The 22,228-nt window shown below is 39.9% G+C and carries 19 protein-coding genes; 14 read left to right on the top strand and 5 right to left on the bottom strand.

From position 1 onward, the window contains the following. Positions 1–144 precede the first annotated feature (144 nt). The 5 genes from trmB (at position 145) to AAG747_RS14560 (ending at position 5,754) form a co-directional block, all read left to right on the top strand. Positions 145–891, top strand: a complete 747-nt coding sequence (gene trmB / locus AAG747_RS14580) for a tRNA (guanosine(46)-N7)-methyltransferase TrmB (RefSeq protein WP_346821915.1) — start codon at positions 145–147, stop codon at positions 889–891. A 54-nt stretch (positions 892–945) separates the two neighbouring features. Continuing rightward, positions 946–1,575, top strand: a complete 630-nt coding sequence (locus AAG747_RS14575) for a WbqC family protein (protein WP_346821914.1) — start codon at positions 946–948, stop codon at positions 1,573–1,575. A gap of 124 nt (positions 1,576–1,699) precedes the next feature. After that, a complete protein-coding gene (locus tag AAG747_RS14570) occupies positions 1,700–4,234 on the top strand; it encodes an ATP-dependent Clp protease ATP-binding subunit (RefSeq protein ID WP_346821913.1) in 2,535 nt (844 codons plus the stop codon). A 465-nt stretch (positions 4,235–4,699) separates the two neighbouring features. Beyond that, a complete protein-coding gene (locus tag AAG747_RS14565) occupies positions 4,700–4,987 on the top strand; it encodes a hypothetical protein (RefSeq protein ID WP_346821912.1) in 288 nt (95 codons plus the stop codon). 212 nt (positions 4,988–5,199) lie between these two features. Continuing rightward, positions 5,200–5,754: a rhomboid family intramembrane serine protease gene (locus tag AAG747_RS14560; protein ID WP_346821911.1), complete on the top strand. Its 555-nt coding sequence runs from the start codon at positions 5,200–5,202 to the stop codon at positions 5,752–5,754. 77 nt (positions 5,755–5,831) lie between these two features. On the opposite strand, the gene groL is transcribed toward AAG747_RS14560, so the two are convergent. Both groL and AAG747_RS14550 read right to left on the bottom strand, forming a co-directional pair. Further along, a complete protein-coding gene (gene groL, locus AAG747_RS14555; RefSeq protein ID WP_346821910.1) occupies positions 5,832–7,469 on the bottom strand; it encodes a chaperonin GroEL in 1,638 nt (545 codons plus the stop codon). 72 nt (positions 7,470–7,541) lie between these two features. Beyond that, positions 7,542–7,823, bottom strand: a complete 282-nt coding sequence (locus tag AAG747_RS14550) for a co-chaperone GroES (protein ID WP_346821962.1) — start codon at positions 7,821–7,823, stop codon at positions 7,542–7,544. A 393-nt stretch (positions 7,824–8,216) separates the two neighbouring features. Between AAG747_RS14550 and AAG747_RS14545 the strand changes: the two genes are divergently transcribed. From AAG747_RS14545 to AAG747_RS14535, 3 genes are all read left to right on the top strand, one after another. After that, positions 8,217–9,170, top strand: a complete 954-nt coding sequence (locus AAG747_RS14545) for an acetyl-CoA carboxylase carboxyltransferase subunit alpha (RefSeq protein ID WP_346821909.1) — start codon at positions 8,217–8,219, stop codon at positions 9,168–9,170. A gap of 190 nt (positions 9,171–9,360) precedes the next feature. Further along, a complete protein-coding gene (locus AAG747_RS14540; protein WP_346821908.1) occupies positions 9,361–10,146 on the top strand; it encodes a tetratricopeptide repeat protein in 786 nt (261 codons plus the stop codon). A gap of 167 nt (positions 10,147–10,313) precedes the next feature. Continuing rightward, positions 10,314–11,816 (top strand): redoxin family protein, encoded by a 1,503-nt coding sequence (locus tag AAG747_RS14535; RefSeq protein WP_346821907.1) that lies wholly within the window; start codon positions 10,314–10,316, stop codon positions 11,814–11,816. A gap of 613 nt (positions 11,817–12,429) precedes the next feature. Here the strand turns inward: AAG747_RS14535 and AAG747_RS14530 are convergent. Continuing rightward, positions 12,430–13,419, bottom strand: coding sequence for a LuxE/PaaK family acyltransferase (locus AAG747_RS14530; protein ID WP_346821906.1), 990 nt, complete (start codon positions 13,417–13,419; stop codon positions 12,430–12,432). A gap of 412 nt (positions 13,420–13,831) precedes the next feature. On the opposite strand from AAG747_RS14530, the gene AAG747_RS14525 reads away from it, so the two are divergent. The 3 genes from AAG747_RS14525 to AAG747_RS14515 all read left to right on the top strand — a co-directional run bounded on the left by AAG747_RS14525 (position 13,832) and on the right by AAG747_RS14515 (position 17,753). After that, the gene (locus AAG747_RS14525) at positions 13,832–14,410 is read left to right on the top strand and encodes a hypothetical protein (protein WP_346821905.1); all 579 of its coding nucleotides are present in this window, start codon (positions 13,832–13,834) and stop codon (positions 14,408–14,410) included. A 389-nt stretch (positions 14,411–14,799) separates the two neighbouring features. Continuing rightward, on the top strand, positions 14,800–16,098 hold the full coding sequence (gene tyrS / locus AAG747_RS14520) for a tyrosine--tRNA ligase (RefSeq protein WP_346821904.1): 1,299 nt from the start codon (positions 14,800–14,802) through the stop codon (positions 16,096–16,098). A 422-nt stretch (positions 16,099–16,520) separates the two neighbouring features. Then, positions 16,521–17,753, top strand: coding sequence for a nucleoside recognition domain-containing protein (locus AAG747_RS14515; protein ID WP_346821903.1), 1,233 nt, complete (start codon positions 16,521–16,523; stop codon positions 17,751–17,753). 36 nt (positions 17,754–17,789) lie between these two features. Here the strand turns inward: AAG747_RS14515 and AAG747_RS14510 are convergent, their stop codons facing one another. Continuing rightward, complete coding sequence (locus AAG747_RS14510) at positions 17,790–18,200, bottom strand: hypothetical protein (RefSeq protein ID WP_346821902.1); 411 nt, start codon at positions 18,198–18,200, stop codon at positions 17,790–17,792. 340 nt (positions 18,201–18,540) lie between these two features. Between AAG747_RS14510 and AAG747_RS14505 the strand changes: the two genes are divergently transcribed. From AAG747_RS14505 to AAG747_RS14495, 3 genes are all read left to right on the top strand, one after another. Then, entirely contained in the window at positions 18,541–19,056 is a 516-nt protein-coding gene (locus AAG747_RS14505) for a DUF4442 domain-containing protein (protein WP_346821901.1), read from the top strand. 68 nt (positions 19,057–19,124) lie between these two features. Continuing rightward, a complete protein-coding gene (locus AAG747_RS14500; RefSeq protein ID WP_346821900.1) occupies positions 19,125–19,544 on the top strand; it encodes a DUF3859 domain-containing protein in 420 nt (139 codons plus the stop codon). A gap of 77 nt (positions 19,545–19,621) precedes the next feature. Beyond that, positions 19,622–20,062, top strand: coding sequence for a YtoQ family protein (locus tag AAG747_RS14495; RefSeq protein WP_346821899.1), 441 nt, complete (start codon positions 19,622–19,624; stop codon positions 20,060–20,062). A gap of 134 nt (positions 20,063–20,196) precedes the next feature. Here AAG747_RS14495 and AAG747_RS14490 read toward each other — a convergent pair whose 3' ends face one another. Beyond that, positions 20,197–21,963: a PAS domain-containing protein gene (locus AAG747_RS14490; protein ID WP_346821898.1), complete on the bottom strand. Its 1,767-nt coding sequence runs from the start codon at positions 21,961–21,963 to the stop codon at positions 20,197–20,199. Between the last annotated feature and the right edge of the window lie 265 nt (positions 21,964–22,228).

The raw sequence follows: 22,228 nt of genomic DNA, 5'->3' as shown, positions 1-22,228 counted from the left end.
TTTGCTTTCTTATAATTTTTCGATTTTGAACTGCAATTTTCTGTATTAACCAACGAATTTCAAAAAGCCAATCAGGGAAATATAATGCTCATAGGGTTGTGCTATGAGAAGGGTAACCTGTGGTGTTGATAAAATCTTGAAAAGATGTCAAGAAGGAAATTAAAGAAATTTGCGCAGAATGAGGAGCGCAAAAATATTTTAGAGCCGGGTAAACCATTGTACCAGAACTTAAAGGGGAATTGGAATGAATTGATTTTTAAAAATTCCAATGAGATCGTACTGGAGCTAGCCTGTGGCCGGGGAGAATACTCTACCGGCTTGGCTGAAAAGTTTCCCGATAAGAATTTTATTGGGATCGACTTGAAAGGAGACCGCTTGTGGTATGGCAGTAATGTGGCATTGGAAAAGCAATTGGACAATGTGGCTTTTTTACGCTGCCAAATTCAACATTTGAATTACTTTTTTGAAAAACATGAGGTCGCTGAAATTTGGATTGTATTTCCGGACCCTCGTCCTAAAAAAGGCGATGCAAAGAGGCGGCTTACCCATCCGCGTTTTTTGAAGATCTATCATGAGATACTCAAACCGGGAGGATGGGTAAATTTCAAAACGGATAACAAACAGTTGTTTGAATATAGCGTTGAAACTTTAGAGACCTTGGAATTAACGTTAGAAGCGCTTACCCGTGATTTATACAATTCTCCCTTTTTGGAAGAACACTATGGCATCACTACCCGTTATGAGCGAAAGTTCAGTGCCCAAGGATTGACAATCAATTATTTAAAATTCAAATACAAAGAAGGTTTTTCGGCGGACCACTTACTCGATAAGTCCTTTGTGGAAATGTATTCGCCTTTTGAAGGGAAATTATCAAGAGAAATGGAGTGCTGATCAATGATAGCTAAAGTGGGCCTGGTTGAATATTTTTATTTGGTTTTCTAAAGAATGAAGTATAAAACTATTATTATCGATTTGCACTATCTGCCTTGTGTGGAATATTTTGTCCCCTTTTTATACACAGACAAGATACAAATTGAAGCAAATGATAATTTTCAGAAACAAAGCTATCGAAATCGCTGTTACATATTGACCGCAAATAGGGTGGAGCGACTGACAGTACCGGTATTGAAAGCTAACAAAGGCCTGCCTTACCGGGAAATTGAAATTGACGATAAGCAAAAGTGGCAAAACCAACATTGGAGGGCTCTTACCACGGCTTATGCCAAGGCGCCTTACTTTGAAATATATGCCGATATATTTCGGGAAGTGATTTATCAAGACCACCAATTTGTGTATGAGCTCAATCTGGACCTTCTGACAGGATGTCTGAAAGCTTTGGGTATCCCTACTAAGCTGAGCCAAACTGACAGCTATCATCAGGAATATACAGACGATGTGTTGGATTTAAGGGGGCAATTGCACCCTAAAAGGGAATGTGGTATTGTTCGTGCAGAGGAATATATACAAGTATTCCATCAGAGTTTTGTCAAGAACCTTAGCATTTTGGATGTGGTATTTTGTGAAGGGCCGAATGCGAGAAATATCTTAAAAAACACAACTCTGAAATATTTGTGAAAAACCGGAAACGGCCGAAAAGCTAGCTGAGGATATATGCGCGATAATTTTTGCATTCCTTTTATTTTTCGAGCCATTGGTGTAACTTTAGATGTAAAATTAAATATTCAATCTCCCATAGCTTATGGAAGCAAAATTCTCGAATAGGGTAAAAGAGGTAATATCACTTAGCAGAGAGGAGGCTCTGAGGTTAGGGCATGACTACATTGGAACGGAACATTTACTATTGGGAATGATCCGGGAAGGGGAGGGAATTGCTGTTGCTTTACTGAAAAAACTGGGAATCGAACTCGATGAACTTAGAGAAACTATAGAGCAAGCAACCAAAGGGACTGCCAGTCATAATGTTAAGAATCTTGCTAATATTCCTCTTACCCGGCAATCAGAAAAAGTTTTAAAAATAACTTATCTGGAAGCGAAAATTTTTAAAGCTCAACTCATAGGTACTGAGCACTTGTTGCTTTCTATCCTCCGGGATGAAGACAACCTGGCTACGCAAATTTTACACAAATTTGAAGTGACCTATGAAGTCATCAAAGAGCTTTTGGAATACCATACCGATAATCCGATTTCTGCTTCTTCAGATACGGACGAAGGTGATGATGAGCCATCCCGTATCTTTGGTGGGGGATCACGTGAGTCAAAAGGCAGCGAAAAATCAAAAACTCCGGTTTTGGATAATTTCGGTAGAGACCTTACCAAATATGCTGAAGAAGACAAGCTCGATCCCATCGTGGGAAGAGAGCGTGAAATTGAACGGGTCGCTCAAATCCTTAGCCGTAGAAAGAAGAACAACCCGATCTTGATCGGAGAGCCGGGCGTAGGTAAAACTGCCATCGCAGAAGGATTGGCACTTCGAATCGTACAAAAGAAAGTATCCCGCGTGTTGTTTGGCAAACGGGTTGTAACCTTGGATTTGGCTTCCTTGGTTGCAGGTACTAAATACAGAGGTCAGTTTGAAGAGCGGATGAAGGCCGTAATGAACGAGTTGGAAAAAGCACCGGAAGTCATCTTGTTTATCGACGAGATCCACACCATAGTTGGTGCCGGAGGAGCTTCCGGATCCTTGGACGCCTCTAACATGTTTAAACCTGCGTTAGCCCGGGGAGATATACAATGTATTGGTGCTACCACTCTGGATGAATACCGTCAATATATTGAAAAAGACGGGGCATTGGCCAGAAGGTTTCAAATGGTAATGGTAGATGCTACCACTCCTGAAGAAACGGTAGAAATTCTGAACAATATCAAAAGCCGGTACGAAGATCACCACCGGGTAAACTATACCGATGAAGCCATTGATGCCTGTGTGAAGTTATCAGATCGCTATATTAGTGACCGTTTCTTACCGGATAAGGCAATTGATGTATTGGATGAGGCAGGAGCCAGAGTTCATATTAACAATATCCATGTGCCGGATGATATCGTCAAACTGGAAGAACAGATTGAAAATATCAAGAAGGAAAAAAACAGGGTTGTCAAAAGCCAAAAATACGAGGAAGCTGCCCAACTACGTGACAAAGAGAAAAAACTCTTGGAGCAATTAGAACAGGCAAAGCTTCGCTGGGAAAGAGAAACTAACGAAAAAATATATCCGGTCAGTGAAGAAAGTGTGGCGGAAGTCATTGCCATGATGACCGGAATCCCTACCAGTAGAGTAGCTCAGAATGAAAGTAAGAAGTTATTGGGTATGTCCGGTGAATTACAAAAGAATGTCATTGGGCAAAATGAAGCTATTGTCAAACTGGTTAAAGCGATTCAAAGAACCCGTGTAGGATTGAAAGATCCCAAAAAACCAATCGGTTCCTTTATCTTTTTAGGCCCTACGGGAGTCGGTAAAACGGAATTAGCCAAAGTATTGGCCACTTATCTGTTTGACAAAGAAGATGCACTGGTGAGAATCGATATGAGTGAGTACATGGAAAAATTCTCTGTCTCTCGCTTGGTAGGAGCGCCTCCGGGGTATGTAGGGTATGAAGAAGGTGGACAACTGACCGAAAAAATCAGAAGAAAACCTTATAGTGTGGTATTGTTGGATGAAATCGAAAAAGCGCATCCGGATGTTTTCAACCTTTTATTACAAGTGCTGGATGATGGAATCTTGACAGACGGCTTGGGTAGAAGAGTGGATTTCAGAAACACTATCATCATCATGACATCCAACATTGGGGTAAGAGATCTGAAAGATTTTGGTGCGGGTATAGGATTTGCCACCAGCTCCAAAGCTCAAACTCAGGACGAAATTATGAAAGGTACTATTCAAAATGCCTTGAAGAAAGCTTTCTCTCCCGAGTTCTTGAATAGATTGGATGATGTAATTGTATTCAATTCTCTGGAAAGAGAACATATTCATAAAATCATTGATCTTTCTCTTGAAAAATTATACTCTAGAGTGAGAGCCCTGGGGTATGAACTGGAACTGACCGAAAAAGCCAAAGATTTTCTGTCGGAGAAAGGGTACGATCCGCAATATGGTGCACGTCCATTGAACCGGGCCATTCAGAAGTACCTGGAAGACCCCGTAGCTGAAGAATTATTGAAAAATGATATTAACGAAGGTGATATCATAGAAGCCAATCACGATGGGAAATCGGATGAGCTGGAGTTGAAGATCAAAAAAAAATCCTCGGCGGCAACAAAGATGAAGGATGAAAATTAAACGAAAGAAAGGGGGCTTTAAAAACCCCCTTTTTATTTTAGCTTTCAATATTCCTGGCTACAATAGTCTATCCCTTCTGCCTACAAATTCAAAAGAAGTATCCCATCAGTGAAGCTCTGCTTTAGTTTCCTATCTTTTTTTATTATTTCCCTATTCCTCCCTGATTCATATCTATTCTATTATAGAAAAATATACTGATAGAGAATAGGTGTTTTTTACTTAAAATGCTAATAACCAAATGATTTACTTTGAGTAGTGTTTGAATATATCCGAGAGGGTACATGTAAAAAATGATTGTTAACAATTATTCACCTCCTTGCAAAACTAATTAGCGCTAACTTTACTTTTCTAATAGAGTAATGGTGGAGAGTATTGCTAAATATATTACATACGTAATTTTAAGTATTATTTTATTAGCTAACAAGCGTATCCAACAAGCTATTTTTACTATAAAACAGAAATCCTATGCACTTGGATGAAAATATGACACAAAACGATGTACTTGCTACTTTTGCAAAGTTACCTGAAAAGTATAAGCTATTGCTTACCAGAACTGAAATTAGCGTGATCATTCAGAAAATGAATGAGTATTTGGAAAAATCAGCAAACAATCATCTGAATGAAACTACTTTTATGAGTTTGGTTCAATATGTAAAACGGGAGTTTGACATCAAAGGTAAGGCGATGTCCAAAGAAGCAATAAAAGCTGTGATTGAAGCGAAAAACCTAGAAGATTGGCCCGATGAATTTTAGTAATGTAGAAATAATGGTTTAAAAGGGTTTATCTTTGAAAAGCGGAGATAAACCCTTTTTAAATTGTACCCCATCTAGAAATTATTTTACCCTTTTCAAACAGGTTATCCCGGTCATACACTTTGCCTCCCTTCATAATTTGCCGGATTGTTTAGTCGGCTTCTTCCAATTCATTAGTAAATTGCCGGGCATTTAAACCAATTCAAAAAATCATGAAGATTCATTACAACGCACCGGTCGTACTGACTTATACTTTTATTTGTGTGCTAGTGTTAGGTGCAAATTTGCTTTTGGGAGGAACACTAACCCCTTTTTTTTCAGCACCGGCTATATTTCACCCTCTTTATGTAGTTGACTATTTTCGCTTGTTTTCCCACGGTATGGGGCATGCTAACTGGGCACATCTACTGAGTAATTTTACTTTTATTTTATTGATCGGGCCGGTTTTGGAAGAAAAATACGGGTCCAAGCGCTTATTGCAGATGATTGGGGTTACTGTATTGGTGACAGGAGTTCTCAATGCGGTGTTGTTCGATACCAGTCTGATGGGGGCGAGTGGAATTGTTTTTATGTTAATATTGCTCGGTTCTATTGTAAATGCCCGTCAAGGCAGAATTCCTCTGACCTTTATATTGGTCGTATTGCTTTTTTTAGGCCAGGAAGTTTTGGATATATTTAAAAGTGATAATGTATCGCAGTTTGCGCATATCATAGGTGGGGTATGTGGAGCCGCCTTTGGCTTTGCTTTTAAAAAGGGAAGACGTTAAGATTTTCAGAAAAAAAACCTGAATAAAAAAGCCTTCCTGCTAGCAGGAAGGCTTCTATATATACCTCAGTTGATGAATTACATCATCCCTGGCATGCCACCGCCCATTCCTGGAGCCGGCATTGGAGCTGCACCTTCTTTTTCAGGCTCCTCCGCTACTACACATTCGGTAGTAAGCAATAATGAAGCGATAGAAGCTGCATTTTCAAGTGCCAAACGGGTCACTTTGGTAGGGTCGATTACACCAGAAGCAATCAAGTTTTCATATACTTCTGTTCTGGCATTGTAACCGAAGTCACCTTCACCTTCTTTTACTTTTTGTACAATAACCGAAGCCTCTTGACCTGCGTTTTCTACGATGGTTCTCAAAGGAGCTTCCAGTGCAGTACGGATGATGCTTACACCGGTCTCTTCGTCATCGTTTAGCGTATCTACTTTATCCAATACATCTAATGCGCGGATGAAAGCAATACCGCCACCCACAACAACACCTTCTTCTACAGCCGCTCTGGTTGCATGTAAGGCATCATCTACACGGTCTTTCTTTTCTTTCATTTCTACTTCCGTAGCAGCACCTACGTACAAGATTGCTACCCCGCCAGAAAGTTTAGCAAGTCTTTCTTGCAACTTCTCTCTGTCATAGTCAGAAGTAGTATTATCGATTTGTTGTTTAATTTGATTAACGCGTGCTGTGATCTCCTCTTCTTTACCACTGCCATTGACAATCGTTGTGTTGTCTTTGTCGATGATGATTTTTTCAGCAGTACCTAAGTTATCGATAGTCGCGTTTTCTAATTTGTAACCTCTTTCTTCTGAGATTACGGTACCACCGGTAAGCACCGCAATGTCTTCCAACATCGCTTTTCTTCGGTCACCAAAACCAGGCGCTTTTACCGCTGCGATTTTTAAGGCACCTCTGATTTTGTTCACGACCAAAGTAGCTAAAGCTTCTCCGTCTACATCTTCGGCAATGATCAACAAAGGTTTGCCTGTTTGAGCTACTTGCTCCAATACAGGTAACAAGTCTTTCATCGCAGAAACTTTCTTGTCATAGATCAAGATGTAAGGGCTCTCTAACTCCGCTTCCATTTTGTCGGTGTTTGTCACAAAGTAAGGAGACAAGTAACCTCTGTCAAACTGCATACCTTCTACAGTTTTCACTTCGGTTTCGGTTCCTTTTGCCTCTTCTACCGTGATCACCCCGTCTTTCCCTACTTTTTCCATTGCTTCGGCAATCATTTGACCGATTTCAGCATCGTTGTTTGCCGAAATCGTACCTACCTGGGCAATTTCTTTTGCATCACTAACTTGTTTTGAACTTGCTTTTAATTCCTCAACAATTGCTAATACCGCTTTGTCGATTCCTCTTTTCAAATCCATTGGGTTTGCTCCGGCAGTGACGTTTTTGATCCCTGCGGTGTAGATTGCCTGTGTTAAAACCGTAGCAGTAGTCGTTCCGTCTCCTGCTGAGTCTGCCGTTTTAGAAGCGACTTCTTTTACTAATTGCGCACCCATGTTTTCGGTGGCATCTTTCAATTCGATTTCTTTTGCAACAGAAACACCGTCTTTCGTTACAGAAGGAGCACCGAATTTTTTATCGATAATTACATTTCTTCCTTTTGGACCTAAGGTAACTTTTACCGCATTTGCCAAGGTGTCAACACCTTTCTTTAGCTTTTCTCTGGCTTCGCTCTCAAAAAATAAATCCTTTGCCATGTTGATTTGTGATTTATCGTTTTAAAAATTTGTTTAAAAGAGTTGAGATTAAAAAGTGGGATGAAACCGTAATTAAAGAATTGCAATAATATCAGTCTCTCTCATAATAAGATACTCAGTACCTTCCACAGTGATTTTCTCATTTCCTGCGAACTTGCCGTAAAGTACTTCGTCCCCAACTTTTACAGTCAAAGGCTCATCTTTTTTACCTGGGCCCACTGCTACGATTGTGCCACGTTGGGGCTTTTCTTTTGCAGTCTCAGGGATGATAATGCCTGAAGCTGTTTTTTCTTCTGCTGCCGCAGGCTCTACCAGAACTCGGTCAGCTAAGGGTTTGATGTTTACTTGTGACATTTTCTTACTCTGATTTTTTAGTTTTTTAGCAATTAAAAATTCGAGATCGTATTTACCCTTCGATCTAGCATTTCCTATGCCAGTAGTTTTATATGCCAATTTGTATGAATTATTGCTGACAGATTTGCACTTTTTCTGTCAACTTGCTGTTTTGGCAAGTGCTCTTATTCAGCGTTTCATCCTTTTCTTTGTGTGAAGGGCTTTGAAAATGAAGAATTAACTGATTGATTTTCAATTTAATTACTCTGGATGAACTCCGGAAGAATTCTAGGGATTTTCTTACCTTTGCCGTAAAGTTTTGCAGACGGATGACAGAGTTTTTACTCAAAATTGTCTTCAATGTTAAATAATTACTAGTTTTACATTTCAAATTGGAGATTAAACGCTTTTGCAATGAATACGCTTTTAGATTTCGAAAAACCTATAGTGGATTTGGAAGAGAAGTTGGCTGATATGAAAGCACTCGCTGAGCAAAATAATGTAGATGTCAGTAGTGCCATTAAAGATCTGGAAGATAAAATCCGCATGTTGAAGGAAAATACATATAAAAACCTGACAAGATGGCAGAAGGTGCAGCTTGCACGCCACCCGGATAGGCCTTATACATTGGATTATATTTACGATATAACCGATGACTTTATCGAATTACATGGCGACCGATATGTAAAAGATGATAAAGCTATGGTAGGGGGATTTGGCTCCATTAATGGAAAAAGCTTTATGCTGATAGGCCAACAAAAAGGGCGAAATACCAAACAGCGGCAAATGCGCAATTTTGGTATGGCCAATCCTTCCGGGTATAGAAAGGCATTGCGCTTGATGAAAATCGCAGAGAAGTTTAACAAGCCTATCATCACATTTATCGACACAATAGGGGCTTACCCAGGGTTAGAAGCGGAAGAAAGAGGGCAAGCCGAAGCCATTGCCAAAAACCTGAAAGAAATGGTGATGCTTAAGGTTCCGGTGATTTGTATTATTATCGGAGAAGGAGCATCGGGAGGAGCGATTGGCATTGGGCTGGGGGATAAAGTGTTTATGTTGGAAAACTCCTGGTACTCGGTGATTTCACCGGAGTCCTGTTCTTCCATCCTGTGGAGAAGTTGGGAATACAAAGAGCAAGCCGCAGAGGCTTTAAAGCTGACTGCTGAGGATATGCTTGAGTTTAAATTAATTGATGGAATCATAGAGGAACCCTTGGGAGGAGCACACAAAGATATTCCGTTTATCGCAGAGAAAATCAAGTCCGTAATTTTGGAAGAAACGGCAAAATTGGAACAAATGGGTGAACGGGAGCGAATCAACGACCGGATTGAGAAATTTTCTAAAATGGGGCATTTTGAGGAATAGTACCTTCGGAAATCTGTTTCTTTAAACCGGGTGGCTTGGAACAGAGCCCCACCATTTGTAAGAACTATATGTTTATGAAAAACAAGACATCTGATGATTTCCCGGATGTCTTGTTTTGTATGAAACAGGTTGATAAATACATGCCCGGAAAGGGTATGCTTTAACTTGTAGAAAAGAAAGTAAGTTGATTATGGCAGAGTCGTATAACTTTCATTTTAATCAGGGCTTGGAACATTGCAAGCTGGAAAAGTACGAAGAGGCAATTGGATGTTTTGACCGTTCACTCTTGATGGAACCCCAGCATTTACCTTCCCTGTACAACCGGGGACTGGCAAAATTTAAATTGGAGCACTATGCAATGGCCATTGCCGACTTTGACGCGGCTATCATTATCGCTCCAAACAATGCCGATATCTATTGTGATAGAGGTGTAGCCAAGCATATGGCAGGAAAAAGTGAAGAGGCTGTCATTGATTTTAATCAAGCAGTCGAGTTGGAACCTGAAAACCCCTTTCGCTATTCCAGCAGGGCTTTTGTCCGGGCGCATATGGGAGATGTGTTTGGAGCTTTGGAAGATTATAAAAAAGCGATTGAACTGGATCCGGAAGATGCAGTTGCTTACAATAATCTGGGGTTGCTTGAGCAACAGATCGGTTATCAACAGGAGGCTAAGCAGCATTTTGAAAAAGCAGATAAGTTGACCGATGATGAGAAAAAGAAATTCGAAAAACCGGATATTAAGGAAAGGCTAAAGAAAAGCCAACAAAAGAAAAATCAGAAAAAGGAAGCCCCGGAAGCTATTCAACTTACGGTTCCGCAAAAGGTGCAACCTGAGGTTTCCGAGCAAGCACCTGAGCCTATCTCCAAACCCAATACAAAAGACTATCTGAAAGTAATAAAATCAGTGTTTACCCATAAGGATACCTTTAAGGAGTTTTTGAAATTTTCTAAAAACCTCTTTAAAAAGAAATCTTAACTCGGAGAAGGGCAAAGACTTGGGCATGATAGCCTGTTAGTTCAGGTAGTAACCTTAGCCCATACAGTATAAAAAAATACCGAATAAACCCCAATCATTAGATTTATTCGGTATTTTTTGGCAAATTGAAATGCTAAATCAAATCTAATTATTCAAATGTACAAATTATGAAATTTCAACTTACCTTACTCTTGTCAATCCTCGGGTTGATAAGTGCATCTTGTTCGATGCAAGAAAACTCTAATACTAAGGAACAAGCAACTGAATTAACGAAAATACATATTAAAGGCACCGTTCAAAATTCCAATGATGGGAAAATCAAACTTTATCATAGAGATGAAGTGACAGGGGAAAAAATTGACTTGGCCGAAGTAGAGCCGGATAGTACTGGGCAATTTGCCACTCAATTTGAAGTGCCTGAAACTCATTTTGCCACACTAAGTTTTGGCCGAAATGGGATAGTGCTTTATATGGAGGCCGGAGATACCCTTCAATTTACAGTAGATGGTGCAGACTTTATCAACACCTTAAGTTTTGAAGGAGATAAGTCTGCTGAAAATAACTACCTGGTTAAAAAAACTCAAGCCCTCATCGCTTTTCATAAAAATGAACAACAATCATTATTTTCATTGCCTGTGAATGAATTTCAACCCCAAGCAGACTCTATAGAAAATGCTTGGAAGAATGTATTTGAACAAGCAAAAACGAAGCAGAAATTTACCGGAAGTTTTACAAATCATGAAGCGATTGAACTGAGTAGTTATTGGGTGGCGTTTAAGGCCAGGTACCCAATGTATTATAACTATTATGCAGGGCAAGGAAATCCTGACTTTGAAGAGCAAGTTTTATCGGAAGATTATTATACGTTTTTCCAAGCTTTGCCTTTAAACAACCCCCAAGCGCTAGCTTCTGCAGAATTTAAAAAGGCCTTGGATAGCTATGTCGGGTATAAGTTCGAACAACAACTTAGTGAGGATGAAAAATCAAACTTAAAATGGGAAGATCAAGTAACACAAACGTACGCTTTTGTAAAAAAGGAACAGCTAGATTCTTCCGTAATGGCATTTGTATTGGCCAAAAACTTGTCGAACCGGATCAATTATTTCGGAACGGAATCCGTTGAAGAAGATCTTAACGATTTCAAAAACGTATTTGGACAATCTGCGTATTTGCCATCGGTAAACTCGGTATATGAAAAGTGGTTAAAGTTAGCCAAAGGGCAAGTCGCCCCCGGGTTTGCTTACAAAGACATTGACGGAAATGAAATTGCTTTGAGTGATTTTAAAGGGAAGGTAGTTTATGTAGATGTATGGGCGACATGGTGTGGACCTTGCCGTGGCGAAATCCCACATGCAAAAAAGCTTAAGGAGCACTACAAAGGGAATGAAGACGTGATCTTTTTATATGTTTCGGTAGATACGGATATTCAAGCCTGGGAGAAAATGTTAGCAAATGATAAAGACTTTGCTGATGCGGTACATGTAGTTTCTGAGTCCGGTTGGGATACGAAAGTAACCAAAGATTATATGATCAAAGGAATCCCAAGATATATTTTGGTTGACCGGAATGGTAATATTGGCAATGCCCAAGCTCCACGACCTTCTTCAGGAGAAGAGATTATTGCAGCCATTGACGATTTGTTAGCACAAGAATCGGTTTCAATGAATTAGTGGATAAGCTTTGTTTTGCTACAAAAAAGCCCGTCTCTTTAAAGAAACGGGCTTTTTTATTAGGTTGTATTAGCTCTAGCTTTTTTAGAGTATGTTTAAAATTCGTTGTGGGGATGCTCCTTCGAAAGGCTGGCCATTCAAAGTACTGCATTGAGGTTCCTAAAATAGGAGTTTTTAACCCGAAGGATGAAATTTAAACAGGCTCTTAAATATTTTTGAAAATATTTACTATCGCTATTATCTATTGGATACAAAAAAAGAGATCATTCATGATAAGAAGAGTGATCTCTGAGATAGGGCATTTTCTCGAATGCCGGTTGTATTAATTGTATTGTTGGATAACTTTCTTAGGCGCTTCTTTTTTAGCATAGGTTGGGCACGTTTTGTAAGCACAAGACGATAATCCGATTAAGAAAGCTGCAACAACTAGTAATGTCTTAATTTTCATCGTATTAAATTTTTATTGAAACCATTAAAGTAAAGATTGTTAGATTATTTATCTCAAAACTAGCAGTTCTTTGAGAGATATACTCTTAACAAAACTTAAATTTAATTTTATTAAGAATTAATTGACTTATAGTAAGTGTTGTTAATGATTGGTTCCTTCATTTTCTCATTGCACCAGCAAGTTGCACCCTCGAAGGTCCGAATTATCAAACCTTCCGATGACTTTGAATTGCCCCTGACTACCGACTAGTTCTCCCAAATCTTTAGTTTCAAGGAAGCAACAACTATCAATATTGGCCAGGTCGATGATATTAATTCCTCCGTTTTTGTGTTTCAGGCCAATATCAAAAGGATCGTTAACGTCCCTTAGCAAGATTTTGGTCCAAGCCGGGCCTTCAAATATTTCTTCCCCTTTTGAATAAAATTGTGAAAGTAGCTCGGTCATACCATATTCCGAATGAATTTGCTTTACAGCCCACCGGCTTTTCAAAAACTGATGTACCTCCGTGCGGGTCATTTCTTTTCTTCGCCCTTTCATTCCACCGGTTTCCATCACAACAACTCCCTCTAAGTCAATTGGAAATTCCTCTGCTAACTCTAAAAGCGCAAAAGTAACACCAAAGAGAAGTACCTTTTTGCCTGCTTTTTGTAAATTCTTTATTTTGTCAATTAATTCCTTCTTATTGTGCAAATAGAAACCGGAATCTTTCTGGGTTTTACTTAGGAAGTGTTCGATCATATAAATCAGCGAGGAACCTGTTCTTTCCAGATAAGAGGGGAGGAGGGCTAATAAAGTGAACTCGGAAAGGTTGCCATAAAATGCTTCGAAAATATGCGTTGAAATTTGACGGTAAAATTCCATGTCTGCTACCAAATGCCGGCTGGTCACCGAGCCGGTAGTCCCACTGCTGGTAAAGGTAGATACAGGGGCAAAGGTCCCGCTTTTGATCGTTTGTGTTTTAAAAAACTCAATTGGCAAAAATGGGATCCTTTCAACTGCGCTTACTTTTGTCGGATCTACCGACAAATACTCCAGGTAACTGCGGTACACGGGGTTTTCTTGGGCCTGATAACGGAAGGCTTGCAAAGCGGCTTTTTCAAAGTCCCTGGCTTGAAGCTGGACTAACTGTTGTTTAAATGTATCTTTAAAATGCATGATAATTCCAACTTTGCTCTGTGTTGAACGGTCTTTCTACTAAGAGGTGAAGGTGCAAACTTACCTTACACAAAGAATGCTTCAAAATAAATAGAAAATGTATTTCGGGGATATACCCTTTCAATAGTTCGATGCGCCTGATTCTGGAATAGCAAACTTTGAAGTGGTTTCAACTTATCGTTTTTGACCGAAGATGGAATCAAAATCGGCTCATCAAGGCACTTTTTGAAGAGAATAGCCAAAGCTATTGTTGAAAAAAGCAACACGGAGGAGGCGTTTTTGAAACATTTTTCAGGAAAAAGAAAAAGTTTAATTCACTTCTTTATAAAGAAATAAGGAAACTCTTTAGCAACAAGATAATTTTATTAATTTAGTTGAATATTGTAAGTATTACCTAGCTTTCTTTCCTACTATGAAACAAGTTCTCATAAAATATTTCCCTTTTGCGCTTATCATTCTTTTGCTAGGCAGTTGTATTGTGGATCCGGATTTTGCAGACGAGCCGGTGATTGGCTATGAGAGCATCGATAACAAACCTTTGTATCCGGGCACGCCTACCGGAGGGGATTCGGTTATTTTTGTCGTTTCTTATAAAGACGGTGACGGAGATTTGGGTTTGAATGAACAGCACAAAGAAGAATTTAAAGGCCAAACAGTTACGGTAAATGGCGAAGAGTTCAGTCTGGAGCTTAACTTCCACATTATTGTTAAAAAGAAAAATGCTAATGGGCAATATGAAAGAATTGCTTTTAAAGATGATGCGCCGTTTGGTGGTGCCTTTGCCCCTTTAAAAGATAAAGATGATATAGATATTAAATCTCCCTTGGAAGGTGAAATTCGGTATGTGGGCTTGATTGACCTGATATTGGCTACAGACAATGAAATTCAAGTAGGGGATGAACTCATATTTGATATATTCATTATTGACAGGGCACGGCATGTAAGCAATGTCATCACTACCGATCCGGTGATCGTAGGCCAATTTGATTGATTCACTCCCAAGAAATAGGATAAGAGGCTTGTACCGGTAATAAAATTAAAAGGCAGGGAAAGTAAACGTATGGCTTTCCCTGCCTTTTGTCGTATATTCGCACCATTATCAACTTATCTTCAACACGTTTGTAAGAAAATAGCTGTATCCAAATGAAAACGCATCAAAACCTTAAAGGCGCTTCCTCTTCAACCACAAGCCTAACCCCTATGGTTTTTATGTATTATTATTACTATTAATTTCTAAATCTAATTTGCCTTTAGGGTAAGCAAAGAAATTAATCAGGTTCTGATTCATTCGGATATTTTCAGGAAATGTCCCTTTTACCGGACTCCTGCCTTACAAACCATTTCTTATTGTTAGCATCAAAAAAACAGAGTGATATAGTCATGAAAGATTTTGTAGAAGAATTATCCTGGCGGGGTATGATTCACGACATCATGCCGGGTACCCAGGAGCAACTCCAAAAAGAACTGACCGCAGCGTATGTCGGTATTGATCCTACCGCTGACTCCTTGCATATTGGTCACCTGGTATCGGTAATGATGTTGAAGCACTTGCAAGAAGCCGGTCATAAACCGATGGCTTTGGTAGGTGGTGCTACCGGCATGATTGGTGATCCTTCCGGAAAATCGCAAGAACGGAACTTATTGGATGAAGAAGCATTGCGTCATAATCAGGAGTGCATCAAAAAACAATTGGCGAAGTTTCTGGATTTTGAATCGGATGCGCCAAATGCGGCTGAGTTGGTTAATAATTACGATTGGATGAAGGAGTTTTCCTTTTTGGACTTTATCCGGGACGTAGGGAAGTATATTACGGTCAACTACATGATGGCGAAAGACTCGGTGAAAAAACGCTTGTCTTCCGAATCAAAGGAAGGCATGTCTTTTACGGAGTTTACATACCAATTGGTCCAAGGCTACGATTTCTTTCATTTGAACCAAACCAAAAATTGCAAATTGCAAATGGGGGGATCGGATCAGTGGGGAAACATTGTGACCGGAACGGAATTGATCCGGAAAAAATCAGGGGGAGAAGCTTTTGCTTTGACTTGTCCTTTGATCACCAAGGCAGACGGAACCAAGTTTGGTAAAACGGAAAGCGGAAATGTATGGTTGGATCCGGAGAAAACATCTCCTTACAAGTTCTACCAATTCTGGATCAACCAATCGGATGAGGATACGAAAAAGTACATCAAGATTTTTACTTTGCTTTCAAAAGAGAAAATTGATGCCTTGATCGAAGAGCATGACAAAGCGCCTCACGAGCGACTTTTACAAAAAACGTTGGCGGAAGATATCACGGTAAGAGTACACAGCCGGGAAGACCTGGACATGGCTATTAAAGCTTCTAAAATTTTATTTGGAAAGTCTGTGACCGAAGAGTTGAAAGCCATTAACGAAAATACTTTATTGTCGGTGTTTGAGGGGGTTCCTCAAGTGGAAATCAGCAAAGAAAACCTGAAGAGTACGGAGACAGTGACGGATTTGCTGTCTACCGTGACGGATGGAAAAGTATTTGCATCCAAGGGAGAAGCCAAAAGGTTGATCAAAGGTGGAGGAGTGAGTATCAATAAAGAGAAGCTAAATGATCCGGACCAACCTGTAGCGTTTGAATTACTTCAAGGAAAATACTTGCTTGCACAAAAGGGAAAGAAAAACTATTACCTGATCAAGGTAGTATAGTTTTACATAGAAGTGGTTTACACGTATAGTTTTTGACCGAAGATGGAATCAAAATCGGCTCATCAAGGCACTTTTTGAAGAGAATAGCCAAAGGCTATTGTTGAAAAAAGTAACACGGAAGAGGCGTTTTTAAAACATTTTTCAGGAAAAAGAAAAAGTTTAACTCACTTCATAGTTAATTATGATGACTATGAGGCTGTCCGAAGAGGGCAGCCTTTTCTTTTATGTGGCAGATGAAAAGGCAATTGGGTTCCGGGCTTTTCGGACTGCTTCATTTTTTGTATTGAATTTTTGGAATACAATTGAAGTTTCCTCTTGTGGTTTTATGGCCTGGCTTGGTAAGGCCGGGAAGTTTTTTGGTGTACTGTTAATTTCTGAGTAATTTTCCTGATACATCTCATATCTAAACCAAACAACATTCCATGGTATTAAACTATATCTGGGCCGGCTTTTTTCTGATTGCCTTTGTCTTTGCTCTGTTTCAATTGATTGTTACCGGAGATCACGAAATTTTTTCCAAATTAGTCAATTCGACATTTGAAATGTCAAAAACCGGCTTTGAAATCGCCCTGTTTCTGACCGGGATCCTTTCATTATGGATGGGCCTGTTGAAAGTAGGAGAAAAAGCCGGGGCCATAGACCAATTAGCCAAGTTGGTTAGCCCGTTTTTTACCCGTATTTTTCCCGGAATCCCTAAAAATCACCCGGCCATGGGCTCGATGATTATGAACTTTTCAGCAAATATGCTGGGAATTGACAATGCGGCTACGCCTATGGGTTTGCGGGCCATGGAGCAGATGCAATCTTTAAACCCTAAGAAAGACACAGCCTCCAATGCCCAAATTATGTTTTTGGTATTGAATACTTCCGGGTTGACCTTGATTCCCTTTTCCATCATGGTGTACCGTGCCGAGATGGGGGCTGCCAACCCTTCCGATATTTTTATTCCCATATTGTTGGCAACAGGTATTTCCACCATTTCAGGGCTAATCATTGTTTCCATTTATCAGAAAATTAATTTACTTGACAGAGTTGTTATGCTTTACTTGGGCTGTCTGGTAGCTTTGATTGCCGGAGCTATTTTTGTCTTTAGCCAAATGGAGCAATCACAGGTGGAAAAGGTTTCCTTGGTATTGAGTAATGTGATTTTGTTCAGTGTGATCGTCCTGTTTATCGGGATGGCAATGTACAGAAAAGTCAATGCCTATGAGGCTTTTATCGAGGGGGCAAAGGGCGGTTTTGAGATTGCCGTGAAGATTATTCCGTATTTGGTGGCGATATTGGTGGCGATTGGTGTATTCCGGGCTTCCGGAGCCATGGAGGCCTTATTGGGATTTATCGCCTCCGGTTTTCATTATATTGGTTGGGATGCGGAATTTGTGAAAGCATTGCCTACCGGCTTGATGCGCCCGTTGAGCGGGAGTGGCGCACGGGGACTTATGCTGGAAGCCATGGATACTTATGGTGCGGACTCTCTGGCCGGGCGAATGGTGAGTGTAATGCAAGGTGCTACCGATACAACTTTGTATGTAGTAGCCGTGTACTTTGGCTCGGTCAATATTCGTAAAACCCGTTATGCAATTACATGCGGACTCTTTGCCGATTTTGTAGGGGTGATTGCTGCTGTTTTTATTAGTTATTTATTTTTTGGTTGATAAGTTTAAAAAGTAATTCGGGTGGATGTTTATCCATTAAATCATTAATAAAGAAAGGCAAAAGGACAGGGCTATCAGCCCTGTCACAATTTTCATCAATTTAGCTCGCCTGGCTGCTTCCTCCTCTTCTTCGGAAGTATCTGAGGTAGGATGCTCCAATAGCAGGTAAGTTCCCTTTTGATTTTCATCCCGGACAACTTTTCCTACAAATTGGGTTCCGTCCCATGCTTCTGTTTGGGTAGCCATTAATTCGGTCAAGTCCCATGCGGATTCTTCCGGTACTGGAGGTTTGAAGCTTAAAAGCCATTTGACAGTCAGCGCAAAAAAGCCAAAGACCAATACGATGGCGACTATACCGGTAACTTCCGGGTGCCCCGTTATTTGCGCAAAGCTGATACTGACTAAAGACATAACCAGGAAAAACGCTAAACCGGTAATAGTTTTCATGGATTTTGAGGTTAGGTGAATAATTTCCTTGTCTTTCCTACTCTTTTAAAAGCCTCTTTTTTCTTTACATTCGGCTTTCTTCCAAATAGATATTACAAAGAAAAGCTCTCACTCCGTACCCTATTTACGGGCATAAAACTACCTGTGAAAAATCTTGAATTTTTAGATGATTTATGTTCGTTTGCCTTTGGCATATATTCTTGTAGTTGGGCTTAATGTATTGTTATTCAGTATTTTAGTGTTTTAATAGGGGCGTTTTGGGAAGTGTGGGTATATCGGTGTTACATTTTCTTTTCTGAGAATATTTTGTAAATTTCAAATACAACCTAATTTCCAATCAATGAAAACAACACAAACCATAACACTGAGTGACGCACAGAAAAAATTTTTAAGTCAATTAGCCAATCCCTCCCGGTTTAAGCTTTTCTTATTGAGCCAGGTACCTATGGCATTTTTGGCCGGAGTCGGCCTGAAAGAACTAAATGGTGAACAGGCCCGGATCTCGGTGCCTTACCGTTGGCTTAACAAAAACCCTTTTCGTAGTATGTACTTTGCCGTCATGAGTATGGCTGCCGAAATCTCCACCGGAACATTGGCTTTGTTGGCAGCACATGGGCACCGGCCCAAAGTAGCCGGAATTGTGACAGGTATGGAGGCTTCCTTTACTAAAAAAGCCACAAAGCTGACTACTTTTGTATGTCAGGATGGAGAATTGTTGAGAGAGGCAGTGGAAAAATGCATGCAAACCCAAGAACCTGTTAAAGTCAGGGCAAAAACCATTGGGACCATGAAGGATGGTACCGAAGTCGCTACATTTTACTTTGAATGGTCTTTTAAACAGAAAGAAAAACGATAATCAGATGATAGCACTCTGACTTCACTGAAGCTTATTACTTATTGTGTAGTGTTAACAGATTCATATTTATGTCAAAGAAGAGAGCAGAGGTAGCGTGTATGTCTTACGGGCAGTATACGAATTGGGACAAAGAGTCCAAAGACTTACCTGAGTTGGTAGAAATTACCGATACCATTGAGGCCCGTTTGGGTGTGGAGTTTGGTTATATCCTTGAAATCCGTAAAGGAAAAGGAAAGACCCTTCAATTCCGGATTGAGCACCCGCCTTTTAAAGACGATGAAGGTAAGGTACGACCACCTTTTGAGGGGGAATATTTTATTAATTCCAATCCGCATCAGTTTTATTTGGGCGATTGTATTTGGGCACCTGTGGAAGATAAAACGGGAATTTGGCGTATGATTACGTACCTGGATGGGCAAATAGTGGCGGATAGGTCTTTTAAGTTAATAGCCCCTGTTCAAGAAAACCTGGAAGAGGATATTCAATAAAGATACCCGCTTCTCATAAGAAGAAATTCAGTCTTAAAAATCCGTTTGTATAAATTTACTTTTAAACCATGTCGACTATGAAACTAACCGTTTATCTTTCCGGAGAAATCCACACGGATTGGCGAAAAGAAATCGAATATGTGTCCCGGCAAAAGAGCCTGGATATCCGGTATCTTTCACCCGTGACCGACCATGATGCCAGCGACAATGTAGGGGTGGAGATTTTGGGAGAAGAGGAAAAGGACTTCTGGAAGGATCACAAAGCCGCTAAAATCAATGCCATGCGGATCAAAAAAGGTATTGAAGTGGCTGATATTGTGATTGTCAAGTTCGGTGATAAATACCGGCAATGGAATGCGGCATTTGATGTAGGATATGCCGTAGCCAAGGGAAAATCCGTGATTGTCATCCATCCGGCGGATTTTACCCATGCCCTGAAGGAAGTAGATGCTCAGGCTATGGCTGTAACACATACTACCGAACAAGCGATCCAAATATTGGAATACCTGACAAAATGATGAGCCATAGTAGCACAGGCTTTAGTACGAATACATCAAAGAAAACCCCCAGGCTATATTAAATAGCTTTGGGGGTAAAAGATGGCTAATAGAAACTTTTTTATATACGGTTATGCCACTTGCTTCTGACAGTATTAACTTTCCTGAATGCCTAAGTTTTGCAAAGCTCTTTTATACAACAGTTCCGCATATTTTTCATCTTCAATGACATAGCGAGCGCCTATGTACTTTACCGGTTTTTGATTGCTATCCAGTACGGGGGTTATTACTGCATCCACCCAATAGATAGAGTTATCTTTGGCTCTGTTTTTCAATACGGTTCTGAAAGATTTCCCATTTTTAATGGTTTCCCACATTTTTGCAAAAACTTCTTTAGGCATATCCGGGTGCCTGAATATTTTATGTGGTTTTCCGATTAGTTCGTCCCGCGAGTATTTCGATACCTCACAAAGTTTGTCATTCACAAATGTAATGGTGCCATAAATGTCGGACTCGGAAAGAATAGTGCTCATTTCAAATGCTTGAGTCCGGGCAATTAATTCTGCTTTTGATTTTTGAATACTGGTAATATCCGAAGAGATCAGGATGATTTTTTTAACTTCGCCATTGGTATCAAGTACCGGGGTATAATGTTCTTTGAGCCAAAACGTTTGATGTGGTAAAACCACTTCGGATTCTATTTCAACATGTTGTCCCTGGTTTAGGTTTTCCCATAATCGGGTATAGGCTTGCGGATCACTTTTGGCTAAAGCATTGAAGCGGCGACTGTTTTCTCCTCGTATTTCATCAAGGCTGATTCGAAAGAGTTTTTCAAAGTTTTTATTGATGAATAAAATTTCTCCATCAGGGGCAAATTCCGCTTTATAACTTGCATGATTGATAGCTTCCAATATCCCTTTGAGCTCCCTTTCTTTTTGTGTAAGTTCTACCTGAGCTTCTTTCATCTCCAACATGCTCTCTTTCAGTACCTCTTGTTGTGCACGTAATTCCAGTTCTTGTTCTTTCTGCTTTTCCACTTTTTTTTCCAACTCTTCCTTCAATTGTAGCAGTTCATTTTGGTTGCGCATCATCTCCTCCTGGGTAGCTTCCAGCTCTTCCGCATTTTGCCGCATTTCTTCTTCTTGTGCCCGGAGTTGTTCGGTCTGCATCTGGCTTTCTTTGAGCAGTGTTTCTGTCCGTTCTTTACTTTGTACCGAGTTGAATGTAGCAGCAATATTTTCACAGACTTTTTCCAAAAATTCAATATGGAAGTTATTGAATTCATAGAAAGAGGCCAGTTCTAAGACTCCAAAGATCTTTTCATCAATTTTGATCGGGACAAACAAAAGAGACCCCGGAGTGGCTTCTCCTAACCCTGAAGTAATATTGATATAATCGCTAGGAATATCCGTCAGGTGGGTGGTAATTCCTTCCAAATATACTTGGCCCACCAAGCCTTCCCCGGCATAGATTTTTTGCTCGAAATGCTTTTTACGTTGATAGGCATAACAGGCCAGCATTTCCAGGTAGGTTTGATCTTGTTGGTAGGCATCTGCCTGAGCGATAAAAATACAGCCTTGGTTGGCATTTAAGTATTTGACCAAAAAAGCCAATAAGCGGTCTGCAACTTCTGTGATACTGGCGTAATCTTTTCTGAGTAGTTCACTTAATTCCGCAACGCCTTCCGTAATCCAGTTGCGTTGTTTTTTTTGTTCTTCAATACTGGCAAACTGGTATTGCATTTCCTTGAGTGCATTTCCCAGTTCATTTTGGCATATGTCTTCTGTAGCGAGTGAATCGAAGTTTCCGTCCTGGATATTTTGGATCAGTTGAGAGGCTTCTTGAATTTGCTTTTTAAGAAGGCGGTTTTCATTTTCAACCTGGCGTATGCGCTCTTTGTTTACGACTCCGTATTTCAACATGTTTGTTCAAAAATCAATGTATCACAAAATTCTATCTAATGTTTAAAAAGTAGTTTTCGGAGCAATTTGTTTTATAATTGTTAATTATGTCTTTTAAATACAATGCGAAATTTGATCAATTTAGTATATCCAAAGAAAGTTAATCGTACACAGTATTACATTCTGGTTTTCGACCAGCGAGAAAAAGTAACTACCCGGAAACATTAAAATACTTCATGTATGATGGGGATGTCCGGATTTTGTTTGCCTTAAACAAGGTATTGTT

The organism is Rapidithrix thailandica, assembly GCF_039710355.1.
Classification (GTDB): domain Bacteria; phylum Bacteroidota; class Bacteroidia; order Cytophagales; family Flammeovirgaceae; genus Rapidithrix; species Rapidithrix thailandica.
The sequence above is the reverse complement of the archived record's forward strand: the minus strand, read 5'-3'. Positions and strand labels throughout refer to the sequence as shown.

Coding starts and splice junctions, on each gene's coding strand:
- AAG747_RS14565 (WP_346821912.1), top strand. CDS start 4,700: ATGCACTTGGATGAAAATATGACACAAAACGATGTACTTGCTACTTTT.
- AAG747_RS14525 (WP_346821905.1), top strand. CDS start 13,832: ATGAAACAAGTTCTCATAAAATATTTCCCTTTTGCGCTTATCATTCTT.
- AAG747_RS14510 (WP_346821902.1), bottom strand. CDS start 18,200: ATGAAAACTATTACCGGTTTAGCGTTTTTCCTGGTTATGTCTTTAGTC.
- AAG747_RS14540 (WP_346821908.1), top strand. CDS start 9,361: ATGGCAGAGTCGTATAACTTTCATTTTAATCAGGGCTTGGAACATTGC.
- AAG747_RS14490 (WP_346821898.1), bottom strand. CDS start 21,963: ATGTTGAAATACGGAGTCGTAAACAAAGAGCGCATACGCCAGGTTGAA.
- tyrS (WP_346821904.1), top strand. CDS start 14,800: ATGAAAGATTTTGTAGAAGAATTATCCTGGCGGGGTATGATTCACGAC.
- AAG747_RS14550 (WP_346821962.1), bottom strand. CDS start 7,823: ATGTCACAAGTAAACATCAAACCCTTAGCTGACCGAGTTCTGGTAGAG.
- AAG747_RS14535 (WP_346821907.1), top strand. CDS start 10,314: ATGAAATTTCAACTTACCTTACTCTTGTCAATCCTCGGGTTGATAAGT.
- AAG747_RS14495 (WP_346821899.1), top strand. CDS start 19,622: ATGAAACTAACCGTTTATCTTTCCGGAGAAATCCACACGGATTGGCGA.
- AAG747_RS14545 (WP_346821909.1), top strand. CDS start 8,217: ATGAATACGCTTTTAGATTTCGAAAAACCTATAGTGGATTTGGAAGAG.
- AAG747_RS14560 (WP_346821911.1), top strand. CDS start 5,200: ATGAAGATTCATTACAACGCACCGGTCGTACTGACTTATACTTTTATT.
- AAG747_RS14530 (WP_346821906.1), bottom strand. CDS start 13,419: ATGCATTTTAAAGATACATTTAAACAACAGTTAGTCCAGCTTCAAGCC.
- AAG747_RS14505 (WP_346821901.1), top strand. CDS start 18,541: ATGAAAACAACACAAACCATAACACTGAGTGACGCACAGAAAAAATTT.
- AAG747_RS14515 (WP_346821903.1), top strand. CDS start 16,521: ATGGTATTAAACTATATCTGGGCCGGCTTTTTTCTGATTGCCTTTGTC.
- AAG747_RS14575 (WP_346821914.1), top strand. CDS start 946: ATGAAGTATAAAACTATTATTATCGATTTGCACTATCTGCCTTGTGTG.
- AAG747_RS14570 (WP_346821913.1), top strand. CDS start 1,700: ATGGAAGCAAAATTCTCGAATAGGGTAAAAGAGGTAATATCACTTAGC.
- groL (WP_346821910.1), bottom strand. CDS start 7,469: ATGGCAAAGGATTTATTTTTTGAGAGCGAAGCCAGAGAAAAGCTAAAG.
- trmB (WP_346821915.1), top strand. CDS start 145: ATGTCAAGAAGGAAATTAAAGAAATTTGCGCAGAATGAGGAGCGCAAA.
- AAG747_RS14500 (WP_346821900.1), top strand. CDS start 19,125: ATGTCAAAGAAGAGAGCAGAGGTAGCGTGTATGTCTTACGGGCAGTAT.